The organism is Spirosoma profusum, assembly GCF_014699005.1.
Classification (GTDB): Bacteria; Bacteroidota; Bacteroidia; order Cytophagales; family Spirosomataceae; genus Spirosoma; species Spirosoma profusum.
In genome coordinates, this window is the sequence record NZ_JACWZY010000056.1 from 1 (window position 1) to 22,655 (window position 22,655).

A 22,655-nucleotide genomic window follows, 5' to 3' on the forward strand; every position below is an offset into this window, starting at 1 on the left:
GCTCCCCAACCCCGGGTGAGTCTGAGTGCAGGTACCAGCACTAGTGTAACGAGTCACAACCTGTGCGAGGGGCAATATTTCGGCCTGGAGTTGCTCACTGGGGTGGCTGGTTATAACCAGTTGTGGCGAGGCCCCAACAGCTTCTCAGCCCTTAACCAGCCGACGGCTTTCACCTATGTGACCCCCGCTCAGCAGGGCACCTACTCCTACACGCTTTCGAATCCCAGCACCCTCACTAATGTTGATGGGGTAACCACGCATGGCTGCGCCAACTCGGCCACTGTCAACCTTAGTGTGACCTCGGCAAACTTCGGGGGTACTGTCGACGGCATCTCTTGTAACTCGGTACGGGGCTGGATTCGCAACAATAATTGCTCCGAGCAGTCAACTTATGCAAAAATCACCATTGATGATGTTGACTCCTACACGGTGCTGGCCAACCAGCCACGGACGGACGTAAGTACTTTTGCGCATGGTTTTAACTGGAGACCGCCAGCTCAGTATGCACAGGGCACCCACTATATTCGGGTAACCGATTTACAGGGTAATGAGATTAATGGAGGAACCCGCCAATTGATGGGCCTGTCGGCGCCCCAGCCTCGGGTGAGTCTGAGTGCGGGCACGAGTACTACCTTAGTCAGTACTACGCTGTGTGAAGGGCAATACTTCGGCTTGGAACTGATCTCAGGTGTTACAGGCTATAACCAGTTGTGGCGAGGCCCCAACAGCTTCTCGGCCCTCAACCAGCCGACGGCGTTCACCTATGTAACCCCCACTCAGCAGGGTATTTATTCCTATACCCTCACCAACCCCAGCACCTTAACGAGTACCGACGGCAATACGACCGATGGCTGTTCCAACACGGCCAGCGTCACTCTTAACATCACCTCTGCCAATTACAATGGTACACTCGATGCCGTTTCCTGTAATGCCGTTCGAGGCTGGATTGTTAACTATAACTGTGCACAACAATCGCCTTACGTCCGCATTTTGATCAATGGAAACCAAGTAGACGTCGTTCAGGCTAACCAGTCTAGAGGGGATATACGTCAATTCGTCATGGGGCAGTCAGATCCCAACGCCTTCGATAAATACGGTTTCAACTGGGCTCCTCCAGCCCAATATCGTTTAGGAAGCTATACTATTACGGTAACTAACATGCAGGGTACTGTACTGAACGGAGGGCAAAACCGCCTTATGGGTATGGCCCCTCCCCAACCTCGAGTGAGTGTGGGTACTAGTGGTACTACTACCCAGGCCACCCATACGCTCTGTGAAGGCATGTCCTTTGCGCTGGAGTTAATCCCGACCGCTGCCGGTTACAATCAACTGTGGCGAGGGCCTCAGAGTCTGTCAGCCCTTAATCAGCGAACTGTCCTGGCCAACATTACACCTGCCCAGCAGGGAACATACTCCTACACGCTTACCAACACGAGTACGCTGACCAATACCCCTGGCATCACCACGGATGGTTGTTCCAGTTCCGCTATCGTGACGCTCAACGTCACTCCGCAGCCCACCGGGCCAACTGTCAACAGTGTTACGATTTGCTCAGGCACATCCGCTACGTTGACCGCCAATAATTGCGGGGGAACCGTCAATTGGTCATATAACAACGTAACGGGCACTACACTGGTCACGCCTAGCCTGACCCAGACCACTACGTATACGGCTACCTGCAACTCGGCTAGCTGTATCTCCAGCCCGACGGTTGTAACGGTAACGATCGGTAATACGCCCACTAAGCCAACAGTAACGGCCACTCCAGGTACGATTTCGTCAACCCGTTCGGTCACGCTGACGGCTATGGGCTGCACCAATACGGTTCAATGGCAAGGGACCACTGGAATGGGGTCGACCACGTCGGTTGTTGTTTCAGTATCCCAGACGACTTCGTTTACAGCTCGTTGTAAGTCAGCAGGTGGGTGTTTGAGTGACCCGGCTTCAGTTACGGTTAGTTACGTCACATTGCCGACACCCTCCGTTACTGCCTCCACAGCCACCATTTGTGGTTCCCAAACCGTCACCCTCCAGGCCACAGGCTGTTCTGAGGGAACAACCTGCCGCTGGTCGAATGGCATGATGGGTTCATCGATAACTTTTATCCCGACCTCCACGACGGTCTATACCGCCAAATGTACACTGGATGCTGCTGAAAGCGATCCCTCGATCTCGGTACAAGTAACGGTACGTCCTACCCCAGAGGTGGCAGGCCCCTTGAATTATACTACTGGTCAAACCATTTCGCTCACCGTTACGCCAGCCGTAGCCAATTCCTATAGCTGGCAAGGCCCACATGGTTTTACAGATACTGGGGCTTCGTTCTCAATTATCGGTGCTACCAACAGTAGTAACACGGGGTCGTATACCGTCACGGCTAATTACACCGGTGGAGGCTGTGCACCTTTTGCCGTAATTCAGATCAATGTGGACGGACCAATTATTCAGACGGGCGCCATTACACCGGCCTCAGTCTGCCCTGGCTTCATATTGAGTGTGCCCTTCGCTACCACGACCACAACGGGTACTTTTGGCAGTGGTAATACGTTTACGGTGCAATTATCGGATATGAATGGCAGCTTTGCCAACTCGACCACGATTGGTGCGGGATCGAGCAGTCCGATCAACGTAACGATTCCGCCCAATACGTTGGTGGGCGGCAACTACCGCATTCGGGTGGTGAGCAGCAATCCTGTTTTGACAGGTGGTCCAAGCCCCACCAGCCTGACCGTATCGGCAATGCCTTCCCTAACGGCCAGTAGCAACAGCCCGGCAGGAGAAGTCAGTACAGGCAATTCATTGAGTTTAAATGCAAGCGGTACGAACCTGACAGGAGCAACGTATCGCTGGAGTGGACCTGCTTCTTTCAGCAGTAACCAAGCTAGTCCGGTAGTTCCTACGGCTACGTCAGCGAACAGTGGTACGTATACGGTGACGGTCACGACACCAGGTGGTTGTACAGCCATGGCCACAACAACGGTTGTTATATCCCCAACTGCCACTATTAGTGGAATGCTCAGCGTCTGTGCTGGTCATAGTACCACCTTATCTGTTAGTGGGGGTAGTAGTTACCGATGGTCAACGGGAGCCCAGTCGGCAACGATGGTAGCCGCCCCTGTTAGTACTACAATTTATAGCGTGACAGTGACAGATGCTGCTGGGGGGACCGCTACCGTATCGACTAGTGTGATCGTATCAAATGGGCCTTCTTTAACAATCACTGGAAAGTCTAAGTTATGTGCGGGTGAAAGCTCTACTTTATCAGCTGGGGGAGGAGACAACTATCTCTGGTCAACTGGCACCATTGGGGGGCAAGTTGTTATTAGTCCTACCGAGAGCACTACTTATAGCGTTTGGTCAATGGGTGAGAATGGCTGCTGGGCAGAAACATCAATACCCGTCCAAGTCACATCGTTCTCGATGACGGCCAATAGTTCAGCCAACGGGCAATCACTCGTTGGTCAGGGTCCGGGCTCCTCACTTACTCAGGGAACAACAGTTGTGCTCTCGGCAATAACCGATGGAATTGATCCTAAAGATCTTTTTTATCAATGGTCAGGACCCAATAATTTCACCAGTACAGGACGCACACCAGCGTTTGTCTATTCCTCTACTACCCAATTGGGCGTCTACGAAGTGCAGGCTAGTTCCGCAGATGGTTGTATGGCGGGTGCCCGCATTGGCATCGGGACAGAACCAGAATGCGAGTTAATTGTTTCTGTCTACAATAAAACAAATAGTTCATTCCTAACCGCAAATCAGCATCTGCTTATTGCCTCTGGTTGTCCAAATGGGCAGATTAGTTGGTCGAATGGTACATCCGGTACGGTTAGTAACGGAACTATTACCTGGGCAGATGGCGAAACGGGTCAGGTAGAAAGTGGATTAGTTGGCATTACCTTAGCGGTAAATCCATCGCAGGATAAGAACTATGTAGCCATTTGCACCCTTACAGGCGGTAAAATCTGTACCAATACCAGTGCGATAAAGGTTTCTTCACCCGACTGCCCCAATGTTCAGATCCAGGCGTCAGCCACAACCTACGAACAGGGCGATATTATTACACTCACCGCGGCTAATTGCCCGGGTACGTTAACTTGGTCCCATGGTTTAGGTAGCGCCACATCTATTAAGATTTCACCTACCCGGGATATGCGTGTTTGGGCGCAGTGTACCGAGGGTGCCAAAACCTGTTATTCGAATTCAATAGCGCTAACGAACCTCAGTTGCGTAAAGTCCGTCTATGTGCATTCGATTATCAATAATCAGGTAACCTTTGGCTACAGTGGCTGTGAGACTGGATCTGTGGCATGGTCAGTTGTTAGTGGCACTTATTCATCCACCAGTGTCCAAAAACAGAGTGGGATATTAGCTGGGCTCTATCGGGTGAGTGGCGTCACGGGTAATTTAACGGTGTCGGCAAACTGTCTGGGGACAAGCGGAACCTGTTCACCGGTGAGTCGAACGGTGACCGCCACCGAACGAACCAACTGTGCCGGACGGTTTATCCAGGAAGACCCTACTCAAAATCGCATTGCTGGCTTTGCTGTGACCATTTTGTCGCAAATTTACCCCTTTACCCTTGTTGACGAAGTAAACACCCCTTTTAATACCACGTTCCAGACTTCAGTAGGAGTCCCTGATTTTATGAAGGAAAAGGTCTATACTGCTACGTTCGAGAACGGTTGTAAAAACTCCGTAAAAGTGATGCCATCAAGACCGCGCCTTGAGTGGAAGGAAAATGTCAAAAACACGGCAGGTACTTATTCGTATACTGGTTTTGCTGGTCAGTTTACATCAAAAACATTTCCCGATAATCCCAATAATCAGGTTGGTTCCGAAATAGACGCATTTACGCTCAATACGTATCTTCCCTATTATGCGGATGCGAACTACAAAATTAAGATTAGATTGAACGCATGTCCAACTATTGGCCAATTAACAACCGCTCGCCTTCCGGCAACATCCAATAGCTCACCAATTGACCAATTGGAGCTTCAACATGCCAGTGCAGTACAAACCCCTACACTTTACGAGCGTCCATTCCCGACCGAAACAACAAGTTATTATGGAAGCTGCTTGATTCCACAACCCGACGGCTCGACACTTATCTATCCTGCTGCCAATGGGAAAACGTTACAAATTGCTTCTAATTCCTGTCTACAGGTAGGTGTTGCTCAATCTAAAGTCACCAAAGGAGAAGCTGTACAGCTTAAAGCGCAAGGCTGTATCGGGGAAGTCACCTGGTCGCTTGCTAGCACATCCCTGGGCACCGGCGCTATGTTTATCCATACCCCGCTCCCGGCTGCTACACCCGCAACGTTGACCTACCTAGCGACTTGCAGTAGTAATACGGCTTGCACCCAGGCGGTAAGTGTAATGGTGAACGCCTGTACGCTCCAACTGAAAGCGTCTAAAGAAGCAGCCAAGATTGGCGAACCAGTGGGACTTACGGCTACGGGTTGCTCAGGCGGGCTGGTGCAGTGGAGCTCAGGTGATGTAGGCGAAACCATCACGGTTAAACCCCTGGTAAGCACTACTTATATTGCCAGTTGTCTAGTTAATGATGTAAGCGTTTGTCAAAGTGCTACCAGCCTGACGGTTGATAATGCGGCTCCTTTGGATATCTACTGTCCCAATTTTCAGCTCACCACCCAGGCAACCAGCATTACATTATGCAGTGACCAGCGCGTATGGGTGACGCCCTACGGATGCCCCAAAGGCAGCACTATCCGCTGGAGTGACGGCTATCTTGGTGGCTATGAAGAATTGCGCAGTTTTACCCTAAACCAGGCTACCTCCCTCTCCGCTACCTGCACTACGCCTTACCAGATTTCGGTGAGTGCAGCCTTGAGCTTCTCGGCTGCTCCGGTACAGTTACAGGTCAGCCCGACTCAAGTTTACGCCGGATACCCTGCAATGTTACGTGCCTCAGGTTGCTATACTAATACCTGCCAGGAAGGTCAGTATACCTGGTATCAAAACGGAAGTTTGGTGGGTAGTGGAGCCAGCCTGACAATCAACATATCACAGTCAACCACTTATGTGGTCACCTGTAGCACGGGTAGCAGTAAGTCGGTACCCGTGGAGCTTAAAGAGAATTGCGAGATAAGTTTCGAATCACCCAGTATAGTCGTAGGCAATAATGTAACCTTAAAAGCACCTCAGAACTGTAATGTGAGTTATGGCATAAGCTGGTATAAGTACAACAATGGTGTTTATGACAAAATAGCCACCAATACCAGAGAAATCGCCATTAAGGCCCCAACTTGTAATACGACGGGTGGAAATGTTGCCACTATGGATTATTATCAGGTTATCTGTGTGAAGGAGAATAAAATTCCCTGCAAAACTAACTTTACTGTTAACTGCAACCCAGGGGTATATGATCCTATTGTGAACACAAATGGCCCTACTGCGCCCGATCCCTGTACTAAATATGACTTTATGGAGAAAGGGGGGGTAAAAAATACAGCCCGTAGTCCAGGTGATAATGAGGAACCGGCATACACCTATTTACTTTACACAGAATGGTGCCCCGGCGAGGTAAAATGGTATGACGGTGGCCGTCAAATGAACACACTAAGCGATGGGCCCAACTATTCGGCCAAGACTTACAATTATACCTGTCAGTTGGGCAATGGTCAGGAGTGTCGTGGCAGCTACACGATTGCCCCCCCAGTGGCATCCGTAGGGGGAGGTGGTCGACTAGCCAGCAATCAAGCTGTTTCCATAGCATTGGGCGACAACTGTTCGTCTCAGATTTCGCTAGCTACTGCATCAAGTGCATTCTATAGCCAACTGCTATGCCGGTTAAGCAACCTGATTCAAACGCAAGAAGATGCCATCGCCGTACTCAGCAGTGTACAAGAACAATTGAGCAGTACTGGGTTGGTGTTTCCTACAGATCAGACAGCTATAATAGATGCCTTAGTAGATGGACAGTGTGGTCTGGCAGCTACGCTATTGGCGGCTACCAATGGCAATAGTATGTTTGCAATTGGCACCTTTAATGAACAAATTAATGCTAAATTTGAAGAGATTAAACAAGCTGCTATTAGTGCAGTCTCTAAATTTAAAGGTAGATTTATTGTTTACACTCGACATTTCATTCCAGAAGACCGTGATGGCTTTTATGCATACCGAGGAGATGGTAGAGGATTTAAATCAATCCCTAACGAGGTAGAGTATGATGATAACAACTGGGAAACAAATTCTTCAAGAGTTATAATAAAAAATCTTGTTGATTTTGACACAAAGTTAATAAGAGTAGCTCGTCCTTATTGTGATCCTACTGTTTTATTAGGTATTATTAAGAGTGCAGCAGAGCCAGGTATTTCAACGTTAAATTATCAATTTCTTAATCAGTACACAGCAGATTTTAATATGAGTTATACTGCATCTGATCCATTAGCATTGGGGATTGCGCCTGTACTTAATTTTGATTTAAATGTGCAGGTAGAAATAATCCCATCGCTACAAACCTTAAAAGTTAGTGCAGTTTTAACAGGAGATCCATACCCTGCAGGCGAAATATTTATATTTGATAAAGTCACAAAACAAAGCTGGTTCATTGACACTTATTCCATTCCACAGAGTTTGGAAATCATATCTAGTTTTCCAGAGAATCATCTCCCGTTGATTAATTCAACTAAATACTTTAAGATTAATACTACGGGAAATATAGTAAACGGATTGCAAGACGGATTAGTAATTTCAAATAGTGTATGGAACAGTACTTTTACTAGTAGAAATCCTCGACGATGAAGAAACTATCTAGAATTCAAAGAATAGTTTTGTATTTCACTCTTGGAATAGTTTCGGTAATATTTACTTGGTTTTATTTCGTTTATGATTTTCAAGGTGAAATCGTACTAATCCCTGAAGATTATATAGGACCTGTAACAATTGCTTATGAGAGAATTAAAGGAAAACCTGTTGAATATAATAACAAAGGTAATATAGTCTTTAGAATTCCTAAGTCTGGTAGGTTAGATGTTAATTTTAAAGACTACATCCACAGAAAGACACCTTTAAAAAATAGAAAGTATTTCATCTATAACGAGAAAACGGGAAAACTAATTTCAGAAATCAAAGAAGATGGACTCAGAGATAGTTTGAATTCTATCTACCTTTTAGTAGATTTTGAGTATGGCCCAGATTCCTTAGATAGTAGCGGAAGAAACTACTATTCAGAAAACTTTATTATCATAAAGAAATAATGTCAAAACTTGGAATTGCTATATTTGACCGGACATTTCATTAAGTGGCAGTCCTACAGAGAATTTGGCAGAGTAGATTAGAGGAACCGGTCAGATGGCCGATGGGCGATTTGACTTGCTTTATTACAAACATATCATTATGAAGAAAACCGCTTCAACTTTTTAGTCACACATCAATATAACAGTCGCATACTATTAACTACTTGACCTTAGTTTATAGGAAAATCCATCACTAAGTTTCGGCCTGTTAAGTATTGAATTTCATATCTATATTAGATCAGCAGAAAATGACAAAACGAATACTTGAACAGGAGTCCAATCTGACCGCTCATGCAGTTCAAAAGGTTCAGCCTTCCTAAGTATTCGTTTTAGGACGGTCCTCTATTTGGTCCCCTCAATGGGTCACTTTGAGTTTGCAGAGCATTAAATCAGGCTGTCCCAAGTTGACAGCTTGCGAACCGACCCAGATATACTGATATTACTGATTAATAATCTAGTCAAATATCACGCCCATGATTTTTCCAGACAGTTTGATGTAACATAAGCGCGACCCTAGATTATTTACTTTCACTTGACGGTATACACTTCCAAGATATATCTGGAAAACGATTGACCGTTTCGCTCATAACGGTCTGGTCGCCAGTTCAAGTCTGGCCGGGCCCACCATATATTTCAACAACTTAATTATACCTTTATGATTGTCAGGTATATGTCGGGGTTACACAGGGGTTACATTCAACGTGTTTGGAAGTGGGCTAATCTTCACGTGTTATCGTCCTTGTAATTCTAAAGGTTCGGTGAAGGAGAAGCATATCTATGGCAACCCATCGGTGTTTTAAGTTTGTACGATGTTCGGTCTATTTCGACAGTCTACTCCAGCAAAAGCGTGCTCTATCGTTCAATACGCGCTTTCAGCATATGTCTGGCGAACTACTGGCAGTCACGCTTGACAGTCATCTTGTTGTCGTAGATGTCGCGGAACTCTACTTTCAAGCTAATCGGTACGAGTTGTTTTCGGGCATCATCAATGTTCGCTTCACATTCATGATCATCAAAGCGTTTCTCAAAAATCGTAAGAGACGAATTTGGCAACCCTATCCGCGTGACCGAGTCATTGGTTGGGGCAAACAGATAGGATTTTCGCTCAAGGTTAAGGCGGGTTTCTATACTTTTATAAACCACACTGCTTTTGCGACAGGTTGTTTTGTCAATGATTAAGGGGCTAAGACCGTTGTTGTGTAGGTGAACTGCTATCATCTGTTGGCAGTCCTCCAACACAATCTGTCATAACGGCTTGAGCCACTCTTCGTTATGAAGTCGTTGCTGATAGACTTGATAGAACGTAGCCGCAAGAATAGAAAATTAATTAAATTTGATCTTATTAAATTCCACCAAAATTGAATGGAACGTAACGAGATTTTCTACGATTGGCTGCGCGCAAAATTTTTTGAGATAGAGGATAATGATACACGTGTACAACAACTTACTGCTGCTGTAAACGATTTAGCAACGATCCTCGAGAAGGACTTGCACAAGGTTCGTTGTTGCACCTTGTCGGCACTCGATTCTGACATTCCGATTACTAATCCAAGTATTGTGGCTACTTATGAGTTAGTCAAAAAACATTGGAGCAGTATAGAGGGCAAATATCCAGAACCTCCACGTGGTATACTGCGAGGTATAATACTCAGTGCACTTTATCAACTGGGAATGAAGGATGCTGAACTTTGTAGGATCATTTACTATACTGCTAGTGGCTATTGCCAATTTGTGCGGTTTGGCAATGAAGAGTCCATTATTAATCGCATCCTGAAAGAGTTTGGTAAGGATGTGGAGGATGAAGCATTAGCTGAGTGGTCATTAGGTAACGCGCCAGTAGCGCCAACTCCAACTGCGTTGAAGCTCAAGAATTTGAGTTTAGAACTAAAGCTGGATAGCACTGAAGTAGACGAAAATGAATTAAAAAAAGCACTAACTGAAGCAGCAGGAATAGAGCCTAGACATAATCACGGCCCTCAAAATGGAACTCAATTTTGGTCTCCACACTTTGGGTCCACTGCAAGTGCAGGCATTGTCAAAGCTATTAAAACAGCAGTAAATAGCTTTGGGGGATCACTCTCAACAAGTACATTGGAAACCGAAATCAATAAGTACTTCGCCAATATAAATAACTCATTAAATAACGCGTTTAAAGAATCCTTCCAGTCACTCTTAGCAGTAGAAAGACGAAGTAAATTATTATGGTGGAAGGAAACGCTATATTCTACCACGCTACGTAAAAGTTATAGAGAGATTGATGCGGCTGTTTTACCAGTAGTAATGGCTATTGACTTGGTCAAGCTACTGCCAGATTTAACACCTGTAAGTGTGGACTATTTACTCACCGATACCTACCGTGCGGTGAAACACGACGAATCGATCAAGCAACCACTCTCGAAACTATTAGCTTGTTTTGAAGATGAAGAGCAGCAGAAACTTTTGGCTTCGCACCTACCCATGTTAACAGACTGCGGTGAGCGAACTACCCTGACTTCATTCCTAACCCAGGTAGTACACGACCAGAAATCTTTGAAAAAACTTACACATTATACGGGGCTGCGTGCCGATGTTGAGGCATCACATCAACAGCTGGCAGTAATAGTTCTCCACGATTTACTCACGGAACGTCTTATCCAGGAAGCCAATGCCGCTTAGTTGTACTAATCCAAACTGTTATCCACAGGATAGAGAGTGTCAGGAAGGATGTAGGCCATTTAATCAATGCCCTAACTTAAGTCGGAACGAAAATGCGCCCGATGCTAACCCAACTGAAGCATCAACAACCGAACTTGATGGGCAGCGAGTAAACTGGACAGGTAGCGCAATGGGGCTAACTGATTTGCAGTCTTTAACTGCTCGTTCTCGAATTCTTCTGATTGGCCTTGTAGGAATGGAGAATGCAGGTAAAACTACATTTCTGGCCTTACTCTATTCACTCTTGCGCCGTGGGCAAAGCATAAACTACTATCGTTTTGCGGGTTCTTATACTCTATCCGGGTGGGAATTAATTACTAGCTTTCTGACATTCGAGAACGGTTCTAATCAAGTTACTTTTCCGCCCCATACCAGCCGTAATGCTGGTAGAATACCGGGTTTGTTGCATCTAGCGTTGAAGAATAAGGCAGACTATTTACTTGATGTAGTGTTTACCGACGCACCCGGAGAGTGGTTTAATGAGTGGCGTAGCTATCGGCAAGCGGATAATGCCGTTGGGGCAGAATGGATACATCATCATGGAGACGGTTTTTTATTATTTGCTGACTGCGAAGAATTGGCTGGAATTAATCGGGGAATTACACGTACAAATATCCAAATGATAGCAGACCGACTTGTAGTAAATCTAGGTTCTAAGCCGTTGGGTTTAGTATGGTCGAAATCTGATGTAGAGAATACCCGGCCAGCAATGCGAGAGAAGATTCAAAGCCATATTCAAACGAAAGCACCACAGCATTATCAGGAATTCTCTGTCAGTGTAATGCAAAATGACCCTCAATGGCATCAGCAAGTCCTACAGGCAGTTGGCTGGTTACTGGATACAATAGAACACGCGGCAGATCAGCAAGTCCCCACAATACCTTTAGCCGATACCGATGATTTATTTCTACTTCGTCGTAGTGTATTAGTATGAATCAATCACATCAATTATTGATTATAGGCGGTCCTAATGCTGGGAAAACGCACTTTGTATGTCAACTCTATAATCGTTTAGATGCTAAACGTAGTACTTATCACATGGTTACTGCGCCTTTAGATCTGACAGTAATAAAATCGGTTATAGGCCGATTAGCTCAAGGCTTGTCAGGTGAGCATACTGAAAGCGGGTTAAATGAAGAAATAAACTTTGTTGTAGCCAATAAATATAAAGAGATCGCGCTTTCTTTTCCCGATTACGCGGGTGAACAAATTCGGACCCTTGTGCGAGATCGGTTGGTTTCGAGCCGGTGGTACGAACTAATAACGCAATCAGACGAATGGTTACTGCTGATCCGGCCCGATGAAATTCCCACCTTGGAGGACATTACGACCCGTGGCCTTGCCAATGTAGAAGATTTGAAATCCAGATTTGCTATAGTGCCTAAGCAAGTGGAGCTGGCCCCTCCAAGCTTTTATATTGAGCTGCTCCAGATGATGCTGTACATTAAAGGTAAATCAGTGATCACGCCCGTTATTGAACCACGCCTTACAATAGCGCTATCGTGCTGGGATACCTTAAACCTGTCTTCATCAGGTGTAACGCCATTTGGAGAATTACAAAAGCGATTACCATTCTTGGCAACTTTTCTAGAAACGGCTTGGGCACATGATAGTTGGCGAGTCTGTGGCTTATCCTCACTAGGCCGAACATTGGATACCAAAGTGCCAGATGATGATTTTGTAGATGAAGGACCTGAGACAGCAGGATATTTAGTACTTCCATCAGGAGAACATGATCCTGATCTAACAAAACTAATTACTTTCTGAACGTGTCAGTTGTATCTACTTTGCAAATTCATCAAGCATACTTTGGGGCTGTCAATGGCACATCGCACGGACAGTTAGTTAGTAGTCTGACCGATACTTATCTACGTTCTTTTTTATCTGGGATTACTGACCGTCCAGAAGCTTTACCAACAGGATTTGAAATTTCCCCTTATCTATCAGCTACTACATATAGAAGCTACTATATTCTTTGGCGAACTTGGCCCGACAACGAAGCAAAAAGATTAGGAATGGTGTTTACACATGTCCTTATTCTACCAGTTCAAGATTTGCCTAGAATCCCCGAGCTAAGTTCTGTTTTGAGCTTATTGTTAGACAATCCACTTTCAGTGGCACAACAGCCAACTTCGTTGGGTCCATTATCTTTATCTGCAATAGATCATCAAAAGAAAGAGCCAGTCAGTGCCGTTCCAGAAAGTTGGTTAACAATAATCAATCAATTGATTGATTGGCATCCTGGACTATTACCAATTTTTGTATCAGGAGAAGCCGGTCAATTTCAAAAATTATTAGAGGATCTATGGCGTGGTTTACCAGGCACCTTAAGAGGCTTGTTAGGATTTGGAATCAGGTTCACCCCACCCAATAAACCCAGCTCAGCCTTGCCGATGCTTGTATATATACCTGTTGAATTGGAGGATAAATGGCGAAGTAAGCAAATAACTAAACTAGACACTAATCTAGTAAAAGCACCAGAGGCCCCAATCGAGCAGCTAATATTGAATGGACAACTGGGTCGTGATTTTCTTGAATTTATCAATAATCTGGACTTATCTCTAGAAAATTTTAGGGCTCTAAATTTATGCCAGCGTGCTTATGTACAGTTTAAGAGTTTACAGCCTTCTGAATTAGATGCTGGTAAGTCGCTAGCCTTACTCAGATCGTTAAGACAATTGCAACCAGACCCTAATAAAGCTGTAGAAATTAAGCGTTCAACCATAAAATTATTAGCAGAGGCATTGCCAGTTGTCGGTGTTAAGGAAGCAATGGGCCTACGAAACCTACCGTTAACAGCTTTTCCGCCTGAAGGCCAGCTTTTAGGAGTAGCTTTAGAACAAATAGTGACTGACATTATTAAAGCCCCTAAGCCCAATGAAGATTTACAGAAAAACTTACTGGGCTATCTGGTCGATACGAACGCGGAGATTATTGAACCGTGGTGGCGCCAAACAGCTCTCAAAGCATTTGAACAGAGTGTAGTACAAGATTCCATACATACTGCCAAAGTGATATGGCTTGGAGTTACACAAACTGAAACAATTCGTGATTATGTTCTGAGTACTGTTCCGAATACAGGGGATTGGGAGCAAATATTAAGTAAGACTATTCCAAGATCACTATTAATTATTGAAGCAGATAGTGTAACCAGTTTTTGTGTACGTCGAGATTGGTGGGACTTATTTGCAGAAACAGTTGCAGTCGCATTCAAACCTGTAGAAGCGTTACGAAGACAAGTAGAAGCTGAAAAACAGCTTAATATTTCAATATCACCCCGTGTGGGTAAGCTGGTAAAGCGACTTTCTGATAGCGAATTAGTAGATATAGCTGTAGAATTAACTCATAATCAGCTTTTGGAGCTAGCAGGTGAAGTTTGCGGAAGAGATCCTAAGCAACTTTTGCCAATGGATGTGCATATGCAGTCCTGGCGGACGATATGGTCAGTCTCATTAACTTACACTAATTCAATTACAGCTGGATTAAGCAACCCCAAAGAGGCAATTAGCACCTTCTTAACAGAATTAGCTTATGGAAGGGCCAGGGACTCCCAACCATTAGAATTGATTGCAGCGTCAACATATGCAAATATCTTGGATTTGCCGGAGAGGACTATTATATGGAACAGACTACCACCCAAACTTCTTCCAAAATTTGTAGCAACTACTCTCGATGCATTAGTTGAAGAAATATTGGCTGGTAAATGGACAGGTACTATTGAGCCTATTTTAATGGAGAAGGCCCGTAGTATAGAATTTATTGGAAAGTTTTTGGGGCAGAAATGGAATGAGCCAGCGGCTGTGCTATCTGTAAATGACGTTCTTCATAACTTGTCAGACAATTATCTTAGAGATTATATTAACAATCTTTCCGCAATAAATGGGATTATAGCTGCGCGGTTAGGGAAACTCGTATATCTAAATAATTGGGATTCATCCGCTAGAGCACTTTTAAGCAAAGCGAAGTCTAATACTGATTTTCGACCTGCTTTGTATGAGTGTACTAGCATGTTTAATCTTCTGACCAAATTCATAAATCATCAATTATTTGGGCATCAAGCAACCTCAATTGAGGCTTGGTATGCTCTTGAGGAGCTTTTGGCTGATTTGTACGAAGAAGGGCCGGATGGTGAATATAAAATCTGGAAAAAAGCTGGTGGTGACGTAACTAAATTCTCCAATGCCCAAAGCCGCAGGGCGCAATGGACAGAAGCTATACGACTATTACGGTATGGAGGGGGAGGAAAAAAGATTTCAGCTGAATCGTTAATTAAAGCTGCGCTTGATGACTATAAAGACAATTCTAATCTAAAGGCACTAGCTAGCCTGAAACATTTATTTCAATCATAATGAAAACAGACATACTAGTTATCACCGCACTAGCATTAGAATTTAAAGCGGTCGAACAACTGCTTATAAATACTATCCCTATCAGACACCCAACCGGTACATACTATAAACGTGGTTCCTTTACTACTGGGCAACATACCTTCTCGGTTGCTGTGGTGGAAACTGGTGCTGGTAACGTTAATTCTGCTCAAGAGACAGAAAGAGGTATTACTTTCTTTCAACCTGAGTATATCTTTTTCGTAGGCATAGCAGGAGGAATAAAAGACGTCCGTATTGGCGATGTTATTGTCTCTTCAGAAGTTATTCATTATGAAGGCGGCAAGGCAGGTGAAGTTTATAAGCCTCGTCTAAGTACTTATGCAGCCAACTATGAGTTAATGTCTTTGGCTAAATTAATAGCTAGGGATAATTCTTGGCAGCATAGAGTTAATGATAAAATAAACACATATAAAGCTGAAGTCAAGCCAATTGCGGCTGGAGAAAAAGTAGTCGCTTCAGAGCGCTCGGCGACCTATGAACTCCTGAATCAATATGTAAGTCAAGCATTAGCTGTTGAGATGGAAGGCTACGGTTTTTTGGCTCCCATACATTCTCATCATGCTAAAGGCATAGTTATTCGAGGAATTTCAGATCTTCTGAATAATAAAGAAGTGGCTGATGCTAGTGGAAGTCAACCCTTGGCAGCACGTAATGGAACTGCTTTTTTAGCAGAAATGCTGGTAGAACTGGCAAACGAAAACCGACATTCATCGAATACTACCAATGTAATCAATCCTAAAGCATCAATCAATATGCCAAACTCAGCAAATCCTCTTGATGATTTAGAGTGGCGAAATCGGTTGACAAAAATTCTGGCAGATCTTTACGAAATGGGTCCGACTGATAACGGTGGTGCCTGGAAACGTGCTGGTGGAAAAATTGGGTTTCTTAGCACCAATAGTTCAAACGAAACACAATGGTTTACCGCCTTAGAACGCTTAGCAAAAGGCGGTGCTGGCCTCATTACTCTTGAATCACTTCTAAAAACAGTTCAACAAGATTTCGGAGATAATGAAGAAATAAATAATTTATGCAAGTATATATCTTTATCTAACTAATAATAGACCCTTTGCTCACTGAATATTGCGAACTTCCTGCATCATATCAACTAAGGCGATTGCTGTGACACCTTTGGAAACTGGGTAACGCTCTGTGCCTGGATAAACCAGAAATCGGCTAGTTGCACCAATGTCTTCGCAGCCTAAATAGAATCCTTTGGAAAGCACAGGAGCCATTGAACGTTTGATCTCGATGGCGTATTTCTGCTGTCTATTTCGTTCAATAACCAAGTCAATTTCTGCACCCGCTGATGTCCGGTAAAACCACGGAGTAACACCGACGGGTAAGCAGGATAATAGGTTTTCCACGACGAACCCTTCCCAACTGGCTCCCACCACCGGATGTCCTAGTAAATCATCTAGAGTTGTCAGGTTGAGTAAAGCATGGGTAATGCCACTATCGCGAATATAGACTTTAGGGGCTTTGACTAACCGTTTGCCGACGTTACCAGACCACGGACGTAGATGACGGATCAGCAATAGGTCTTCCAGCAGTTCGATATATCGTTTGGTTGTCGGTATACTAATACCCAAATTGGCCCCTAATTGAGCCATGTTTAACTGAGCGCCTTGGTTATGAGCTAACATCGTCCATAAGAGTCGCAAGGCAGCTGCTGGAATGCGTGGACCAAATTGCGGCACATCCCGTTCCAAATAGGTATTGATAAAGTTGAGCCGCCAGCGCAGACTAGCCGGATCGGTTTTAGCTAAAAAGCTATCAGGAAATCCACCACGTAGCCAAAGTCTGTTCTGATCTCCAATCTTTGGGGCAATGATTTCCGTAGCTGTCAAACCTGAAAGTTCTTTATAGGCGATGCGGCCAGCAAGGGATTCGGATGCTTGCTTTAATAGATCAAGTGATGCAGATCCCAAAATGAGAAACTGGCCGGTTTTGTAGCCCTGTCTGCGTCGTCGGTCAATGACACCACGCAAAATGGCAAACAATTCGGGCACACGCTGGATTTCGTCTAGAATAATGAGCTGTCCTTTATGCAACTCAAAATACGCTTCGGGTTCACGTAATTTGGCCTGATCCGTGGGGCTCTCCAGATCAAGATAGATCGGATCGGGACTGATCGCGGTGGCAATTGTTTCAGCCAGCGTTGTTTTGCCGACCTGACGGGGTCCAAGGACGGCAACGGCTGGAAACTCCTCGAGGAGTTGAGTGATTTCGAGTTGGGCTTCACGGGTTATCATCCTTGCAATTATAACGCAACATATTATAATTGCAAGGATATATTTAAGGCTTGGATAAAAACTTATTTTATAATATCTACCAAGTCTTTTCAACATGGCTGTTATAGCAAAAGCCCATTTATCGCTCAACAGTCTCTTTTAATAGATGCCTTGAGAACCAGTGAAAATCACGCTCTATAGTCATCTTATTGTCGTAGATGTCGTGAAATTTCACTGTCAAGGTGATTGAACTTAGTTGATCGCGTATGCGGTTAAAGGCTGTTTCGTTCTCTTGAGGAGCAAGAGAGGCTTCAAAAATCGTCAACGACGAATTGGGGAGAATAACTTTTTGCACAGACTCGCTGCCATCAAGCCGTGCATAAGAACGTTTGTCCAGCTCCAGACAGTCTTCAATGGTCGCATAGAGTTTGCCGTATTTACTAAAATGAAGTCGATCCACGATCATCGGTCCCACGCCGTTATTGCTGACACGAATGTAGAGTTGATCAGGCCGATCTCTGAAATCAATCTGTCCTAATGGCTTGAGCGATTTTTCGTTATGAGTTCGTTGGAGGTAGACTTGATACAACAGAACAAACCAAGCCAACCACGAAATCAAAACCGTCACATCTCCTGTCATAAGTATTCCCCTTTTACCTGTTCGACATGAGGATACCCAGCAGAAGTTAAAGGAGGTTAAAATTCCGCAAGGATCTCAACCGCTCCTTGGCTTGCAGTTCGTAGAGTAACGGAATGATTCGATGATACAGGCTACATTGGAGGTCTTTGCCATTCACTCGGTAGACCGGACAGCCGCTCGTACAAACCGCACTGTATCGACAAGCCTGACAGTCAGCCGACCGGTTATCCTCCATATGACTCCCCTGCTGGATCATATCGACTAGGTCCAATCCAGGGTCAAAAATGGAATGAGATAGTTGCGTTTCATCATCAAAGTGAACATGGCAATAATTGAGCGTCCCATCGACATAGATGGCTCCACCAGAAAAACCAGACGCACAGGTCTGAAAGCCTAGTTCCTGGGGTTTGAGATCACAAAACTGGTGCCGATGCGAGAATTGCCATCCCGTTTGGATAGCCTCCTCCATAATCGCATACGATTCCAGCAAACTGCTTTCTAAAAGCTCCGCATCAAGCGTTTCACCTTTAACAATCGAATACCGAAACGGCACATCCAGCTCAATTAGATAGCGCGTCAAGGCAGGCAACCCATGCAGGTTCTGATTGTTAACAACCGTGTTGACCGTGACCGGGATCTGGCGAGCTACTAATTTTCGCAAATTTCGATCAATGTGTTTGAAGCTCCCTCCTCCCTGTTTAAAAGGTCTGCTTGCATCATTAGCCTCTGCTAAACCATCTAACGAGATACCAAAGCTAACGCCCTGCTCCAGACAAAAGGAGATAATCTCATCGGTGAGTATGGTCAAATTGGTAATAAAGGAGGCTTCAAAACGGCACCCGACGTCCTGTAATCGCTGACGAATTTGCGGGATAAAGGCTTTCCAGGATTTGAACTGCGCTAAGGGTTCGCCACCGGCCAAGCGGAATTTGACCTGTTTGAGTTTACGCTTGCTAGCCGTTTCGACCACCTTCTCTAGCAATTGCTGTTTGGTCCCATCGGCCATTCCTTCCGTAGTATTCAAGGTCGGGATGTAGCAATAGCTACATGCCAGATTACAGCGATAGGTTGTGTGTATCCAGAAGTTGAGCGATTGGGGAGCAGTTGGCTTCTGAGGTTTGCTGAACTGATTGTCAAATCGAATGATCTCCGTTTGAACGAGCAGGTTTGAAAATTCTTCCAGCACATTAGGCGAAATAGCAAGCCGCTCGCTCAACTCAGCAATCGTAGACCGCCCATCGATAGCAGCCAGAATGCCCACTTGCGCCTTGGTCAACAGGCGAAGCGATTTTGGATAGGCACAATTGACAACATAGGAATACTGCGCGTCAACAGATCGCAGCAGTAGATGCGGGGATTTGGTGAGTATCGCGTTCTTCATCGTTCGGATTGGGGTAATAGCCATCACAATCGCAATTGGTATTAATCGAGGCAATCGTCAACGCCTTGTCACCGAATGCCACTTCCAGCAGCGAGCGATCATCGAAAAGAAGATTGTTTTCATTCGACGGAACCATATCGGGTTGTATTTTCATGGTTATTGGTTGTTTTTGTTTCAATCGCTTTTGTACCGCGCAAACGGTACTGGGATGCCACTGACTATCGCCCCGAAAGGTTGGCACACCTTGCCGGTTGAACTCCTGAGCAATTGCCCGCATGGTAATAATACCGCGCTTCTTTAATCCCTTGATCATCGGTGAAAGCTGTTGAGCAAACTCATCAGCCACTTTTTTATTTTGCCTGGCCAATGTCTTGCCATGCTTTCCCAAGATCACTCCTCGCTTTCGAGCCGCATCCAAAGCCGCTTTCGTCGTTTCACTGATGCGTTGGCGCTGCTCTTCGGCGACTGCGGCCAGAATATGAATGGTAAACCGATTTGCATGCGGGTTATCGGTCACCACGATTTCCACGTCGGATTTGACCAACCGGGCAATCTTCTCAACATCTCGGCCTAACCGATCCAACCGAGCGACCATCAACGTGGCCTTCCGATGTTTACACGTATCCAGCGCTTGTAAAAGCCTGTACTGTTGTTTGCGGGTAGATTTGACCTCTATGATTTCATCAATCAAATTATACTCATTCTGCCGACAATAATTGGCTACCACTGTTTGTTGCGCTTCCAGACCTAATCCACTTCGACCCTGTCGATGCGTGGAAACGCGATAATAGGCAATCGCCTGTTTCATAGTGGGTTAGCCATGATCTTGTTCGGGTGTAAACGATGGATTACCTTTGAACAGATTTGGATAAAAAATCGATTATTTTTACAGGAAGAGCCCTTGATAGACAAGGAATTACCAATGAACAAAGGTTGAAAAAGAGCGATTGGTGTACAGGGGTTAATGATCGTTTACTGCCGAACAAATTCTTAGATAAAAATTGGTAGAGCTTCTTTTTTCAGTCGCATAACTGTCAAGCCGATGGACTTTAAATTTGATCAATCATATCCACCTGAATATGCCTATCTGGAAGATTTTATCGCTCGAGCCAATGTTCAGCTCAAGAAAATGGATAAGGTCATTTACCACGTATCGGATACAATGAAAGAAGTACCTTTTTCGGATTCACGGTCGGCAGAAGATATCCAAAGAAACTATAGACGAGCCCGTGTCATTTCTTATTTGGAGGATAAACGAGCGGCCTATCGGCGGGAAATTTTAGAGATGGTCTCGAAAGAGACGACTGGTACAGATCCAAAAGTTACCTTTTGGGTTCGTCAAAGCTGCTCATTCGAACTAGACGGATTTGATGAAAAAACCAGACGTCATTATAGCCAAGACATAGCCCTTCCTAGGGATAAGCTGTACAAGCTGTTTTCTGAACTCCCGTCCATTCGTCAAGACGAGTCCATAGAGCAAAAGCTAGTGCCATCTGGTGACGAGATCACGGAAAGTTTGGCAAGGGCGGACGAGATCACTAGACTGATGGAGGAGACTAAAAAACGTCGACAAGCTAATCAGCACCAGCGGGGTGGTCATCGCCGATAATAGAGGTTATGTAGTCGTTTCCAAAATGGCTCTTAATGAAGTAGATTAGCTATCGACAACTTCCCATTTTATACAACTATGGCATATAGCGATCTTTTAGGCCAACAAGACAAAGAGCTTGAACGGCTTAATCAGGAGTATTTCGCAGATCAGGCAACGATCAGAAACCTACAAAAAGAGCATTACGATAAAACAAAGTATGACGGTCAGTTAGAACGGCTTAAAGAATTACACGAAAAGAAAGTTAAAGACGTGCAAACCCGCTTTGCCCAAGAACAACGAGAATATTTGGGAGAGCCAAACCCACCTGCCCCACGACCTGATATTTCCCAAAGTCAGGATAAAGCTTTTAATATGATCAAGACTTATCGAGAACAACAAACCGAAAGCCAAACAAGCAGAGAGCAAGATTCAGGCGGTGGACAAGAAGTTAAGCGTACTCAACCTGTAAAGGGGCAACCTGTCGATGAAGCTGAAGTTAAAAAGCTAGCGCAACAGGCGCGTGAAAAACGAGAGCAGAAGCATCAACAACATCGGCGTGGTTTCAGACGATGATATGTCCTGTTGCTATCGGATGTGAAGCCAATAACTGCCATTTTTTATACTAACTTCTCTAATTTCTAACAACAACCCTGTTTGAACTGATGTCAGACGAAAAGAAGAAAATGACTGAAGGTAATTGTGCCATTTGTGGGAGATTTGGCAAACTGTCATTTGAACATGTACCACCTCAATCAGCGTTCAATGATCGTCCTATCTTCGTTCAGAATCATACTCACCTTACAGATGAGAATAGTCCACTGCATGGAAAAAAAGCTAAAAGTAACAAAGGATTTGGTGGGTACACTTTATGCATATCATGCAACAATCTGACCGGGGACTGGTATGCACGGGATTTTGGCACTTTTGCCCATCAGGGAATGGCAATCATATCGAATATACAGGAACCTCAGTATTACATCACTGGAGAATACTTCATCAAGCCATTAAATGTAATTAAACAAATAATGACCATGTTCATGTCTGCGGACAAGAGTGGAATTCTACAATCTCAAAGTGATTTAGTACGCCTTTTACTAGATAGGGAGTCAAATCTTTGGCCAGAGAGATACAAAATATTTCTATATTCAAATTTGTCTTCAGTAAAACGGCTCTGGGGATACTCTGTCGTTTTTGATGAAGAATTAGGAATGCAGAAATGGTCAGAAATCAACTTTCGACCATTTGGCTATTTGCTAGCTGATGAGTCTATTGCAGCACATGAAGATATGCTAGATATTACCTATTTTAGTCGCTATGAGTACAATCAAGACGCTACATTAATACTCAGAACACCGTATTTGCCAGTATCATCACCAGAGCTTGGTCGCTATGGTTAATTGGCAGTAAAAATTTTTGGTATCTCCATAGAAATAGGTCTTTAAGAGGTTAACATCATTTTGAAACAG

General features: G+C 44.6%; 15 protein-coding genes. 11 read left to right on the plus strand and 4 right to left on the minus strand.

Features of this window, described 5'->3' with window-relative positions; translation table 11 throughout:
- The first annotated feature begins 15 nt into the window (after positions 1-15).
- The 8 genes from IC229_RS32745 (at position 16) to IC229_RS32780 (ending at position 16,401) form a co-directional block, all read left to right on the plus strand.
- A complete protein-coding gene (locus IC229_RS32745) occupies positions 16-7,767 on the plus strand; it encodes a hypothetical protein (protein WP_223834348.1) in 7,752 nt (2,583 codons plus the stop codon).
- Entirely contained in the window at positions 7,764-8,222 is a 459-nt protein-coding gene (locus tag IC229_RS32750) for a hypothetical protein (protein WP_190892820.1), read from the plus strand. The genes IC229_RS32745 and IC229_RS32750 overlap by 4 nt, the downstream gene beginning before the upstream one ends.
- Before the next feature lie 918 nt (positions 8,223-9,140).
- Positions 9,141-9,440 carry a hypothetical protein gene (locus IC229_RS32755; protein WP_190892822.1) on the plus strand — a complete coding sequence of 100 codons (300 nt, stop codon included), beginning with the start codon at positions 9,141-9,143 and terminating at the stop codon, positions 9,438-9,440.
- Between the two features lie 183 nt (positions 9,441-9,623).
- A complete protein-coding gene (locus tag IC229_RS32760) occupies positions 9,624-10,916 on the plus strand; it encodes a GTPase-associated system all-helical protein GASH (protein ID WP_190892824.1) in 1,293 nt (430 codons plus the stop codon).
- Complete coding sequence (locus tag IC229_RS32765) at positions 10,906-11,889, plus strand: TRAFAC clade GTPase domain-containing protein (protein ID WP_190892825.1); 984 nt, start codon at positions 10,906-10,908, stop codon at positions 11,887-11,889. Before IC229_RS32760 ends, IC229_RS32765 begins: the two co-directional genes overlap by 11 nt.
- A complete protein-coding gene (locus IC229_RS32770; RefSeq protein WP_190892827.1) occupies positions 11,886-12,722 on the plus strand; it encodes a TRAFAC clade GTPase domain-containing protein in 837 nt (278 codons plus the stop codon). Before IC229_RS32765 ends, IC229_RS32770 begins: the two co-directional genes overlap by 4 nt.
- 2 nt (positions 12,723-12,724) lie before the next feature.
- A complete protein-coding gene (locus IC229_RS32775) occupies positions 12,725-15,304 on the plus strand; it encodes a GAP1-N1 domain-containing protein (protein ID WP_190892828.1) in 2,580 nt (859 codons plus the stop codon).
- The gene (locus tag IC229_RS32780) at positions 15,304-16,401 is read left to right on the plus strand and encodes a 5'-methylthioadenosine/S-adenosylhomocysteine nucleosidase family protein (protein WP_190892830.1); all 1,098 of its coding nucleotides are present in this window, start codon (positions 15,304-15,306) and stop codon (positions 16,399-16,401) included. Before IC229_RS32775 ends, IC229_RS32780 begins: the two co-directional genes overlap by 1 nt.
- A 15-nt stretch (positions 16,402-16,416) precedes the next feature.
- Here the strand turns inward: IC229_RS32780 and IC229_RS32785 are convergent, their stop codons facing one another.
- The 4 genes from IC229_RS32785 to IC229_RS32800 all read right to left on the minus strand — a co-directional run bounded on the left by IC229_RS32785 (position 16,417) and on the right by IC229_RS32800 (position 20,406).
- Entirely contained in the window at positions 16,417-17,598 is a 1,182-nt protein-coding gene (locus IC229_RS32785; RefSeq protein WP_190892831.1) for an ATP-binding protein, read from the minus strand.
- 118 nt (positions 17,599-17,716) lie between these two features.
- On the minus strand, positions 17,717-18,217 hold the full coding sequence (locus IC229_RS32790) for a hypothetical protein (RefSeq protein ID WP_223834349.1): 501 nt from the start codon (positions 18,215-18,217) through the stop codon (positions 17,717-17,719).
- A gap of 46 nt (positions 18,218-18,263) precedes the next feature.
- Complete coding sequence (locus tag IC229_RS32795; RefSeq protein WP_223834350.1) at positions 18,264-19,622, minus strand: radical SAM protein; 1,359 nt, start codon at positions 19,620-19,622, stop codon at positions 18,264-18,266.
- Entirely contained in the window at positions 19,546-20,406 is an 861-nt protein-coding gene (locus IC229_RS32800; protein ID WP_190892833.1) for a recombinase family protein, read from the minus strand. Before IC229_RS32800 ends, IC229_RS32795 begins: the two co-directional genes overlap by 77 nt.
- 234 nt (positions 20,407-20,640) lie before the next feature.
- Between IC229_RS32800 and IC229_RS32805 the strand changes: the two genes are divergently transcribed.
- The 3 genes from IC229_RS32805 to IC229_RS32815 all read left to right on the plus strand — a co-directional run bounded on the left by IC229_RS32805 (position 20,641) and on the right by IC229_RS32815 (position 22,586).
- Positions 20,641-21,207 carry a hypothetical protein gene (locus tag IC229_RS32805; RefSeq protein WP_190892835.1) on the plus strand — a complete coding sequence of 189 codons (567 nt, stop codon included), beginning with the start codon at positions 20,641-20,643 and terminating at the stop codon, positions 21,205-21,207.
- 78 nt (positions 21,208-21,285) lie between these two features.
- Positions 21,286-21,762: a hypothetical protein gene (locus tag IC229_RS32810; protein WP_190892836.1), complete on the plus strand. Its 477-nt coding sequence runs from the start codon at positions 21,286-21,288 to the stop codon at positions 21,760-21,762.
- 89 nt (positions 21,763-21,851) lie between these two features.
- The gene (locus IC229_RS32815) at positions 21,852-22,586 is read left to right on the plus strand and encodes a hypothetical protein (RefSeq protein ID WP_190892838.1); all 735 of its coding nucleotides are present in this window, start codon (positions 21,852-21,854) and stop codon (positions 22,584-22,586) included.
- The last annotated feature ends 69 nt before the right edge of the window (positions 22,587-22,655 follow it).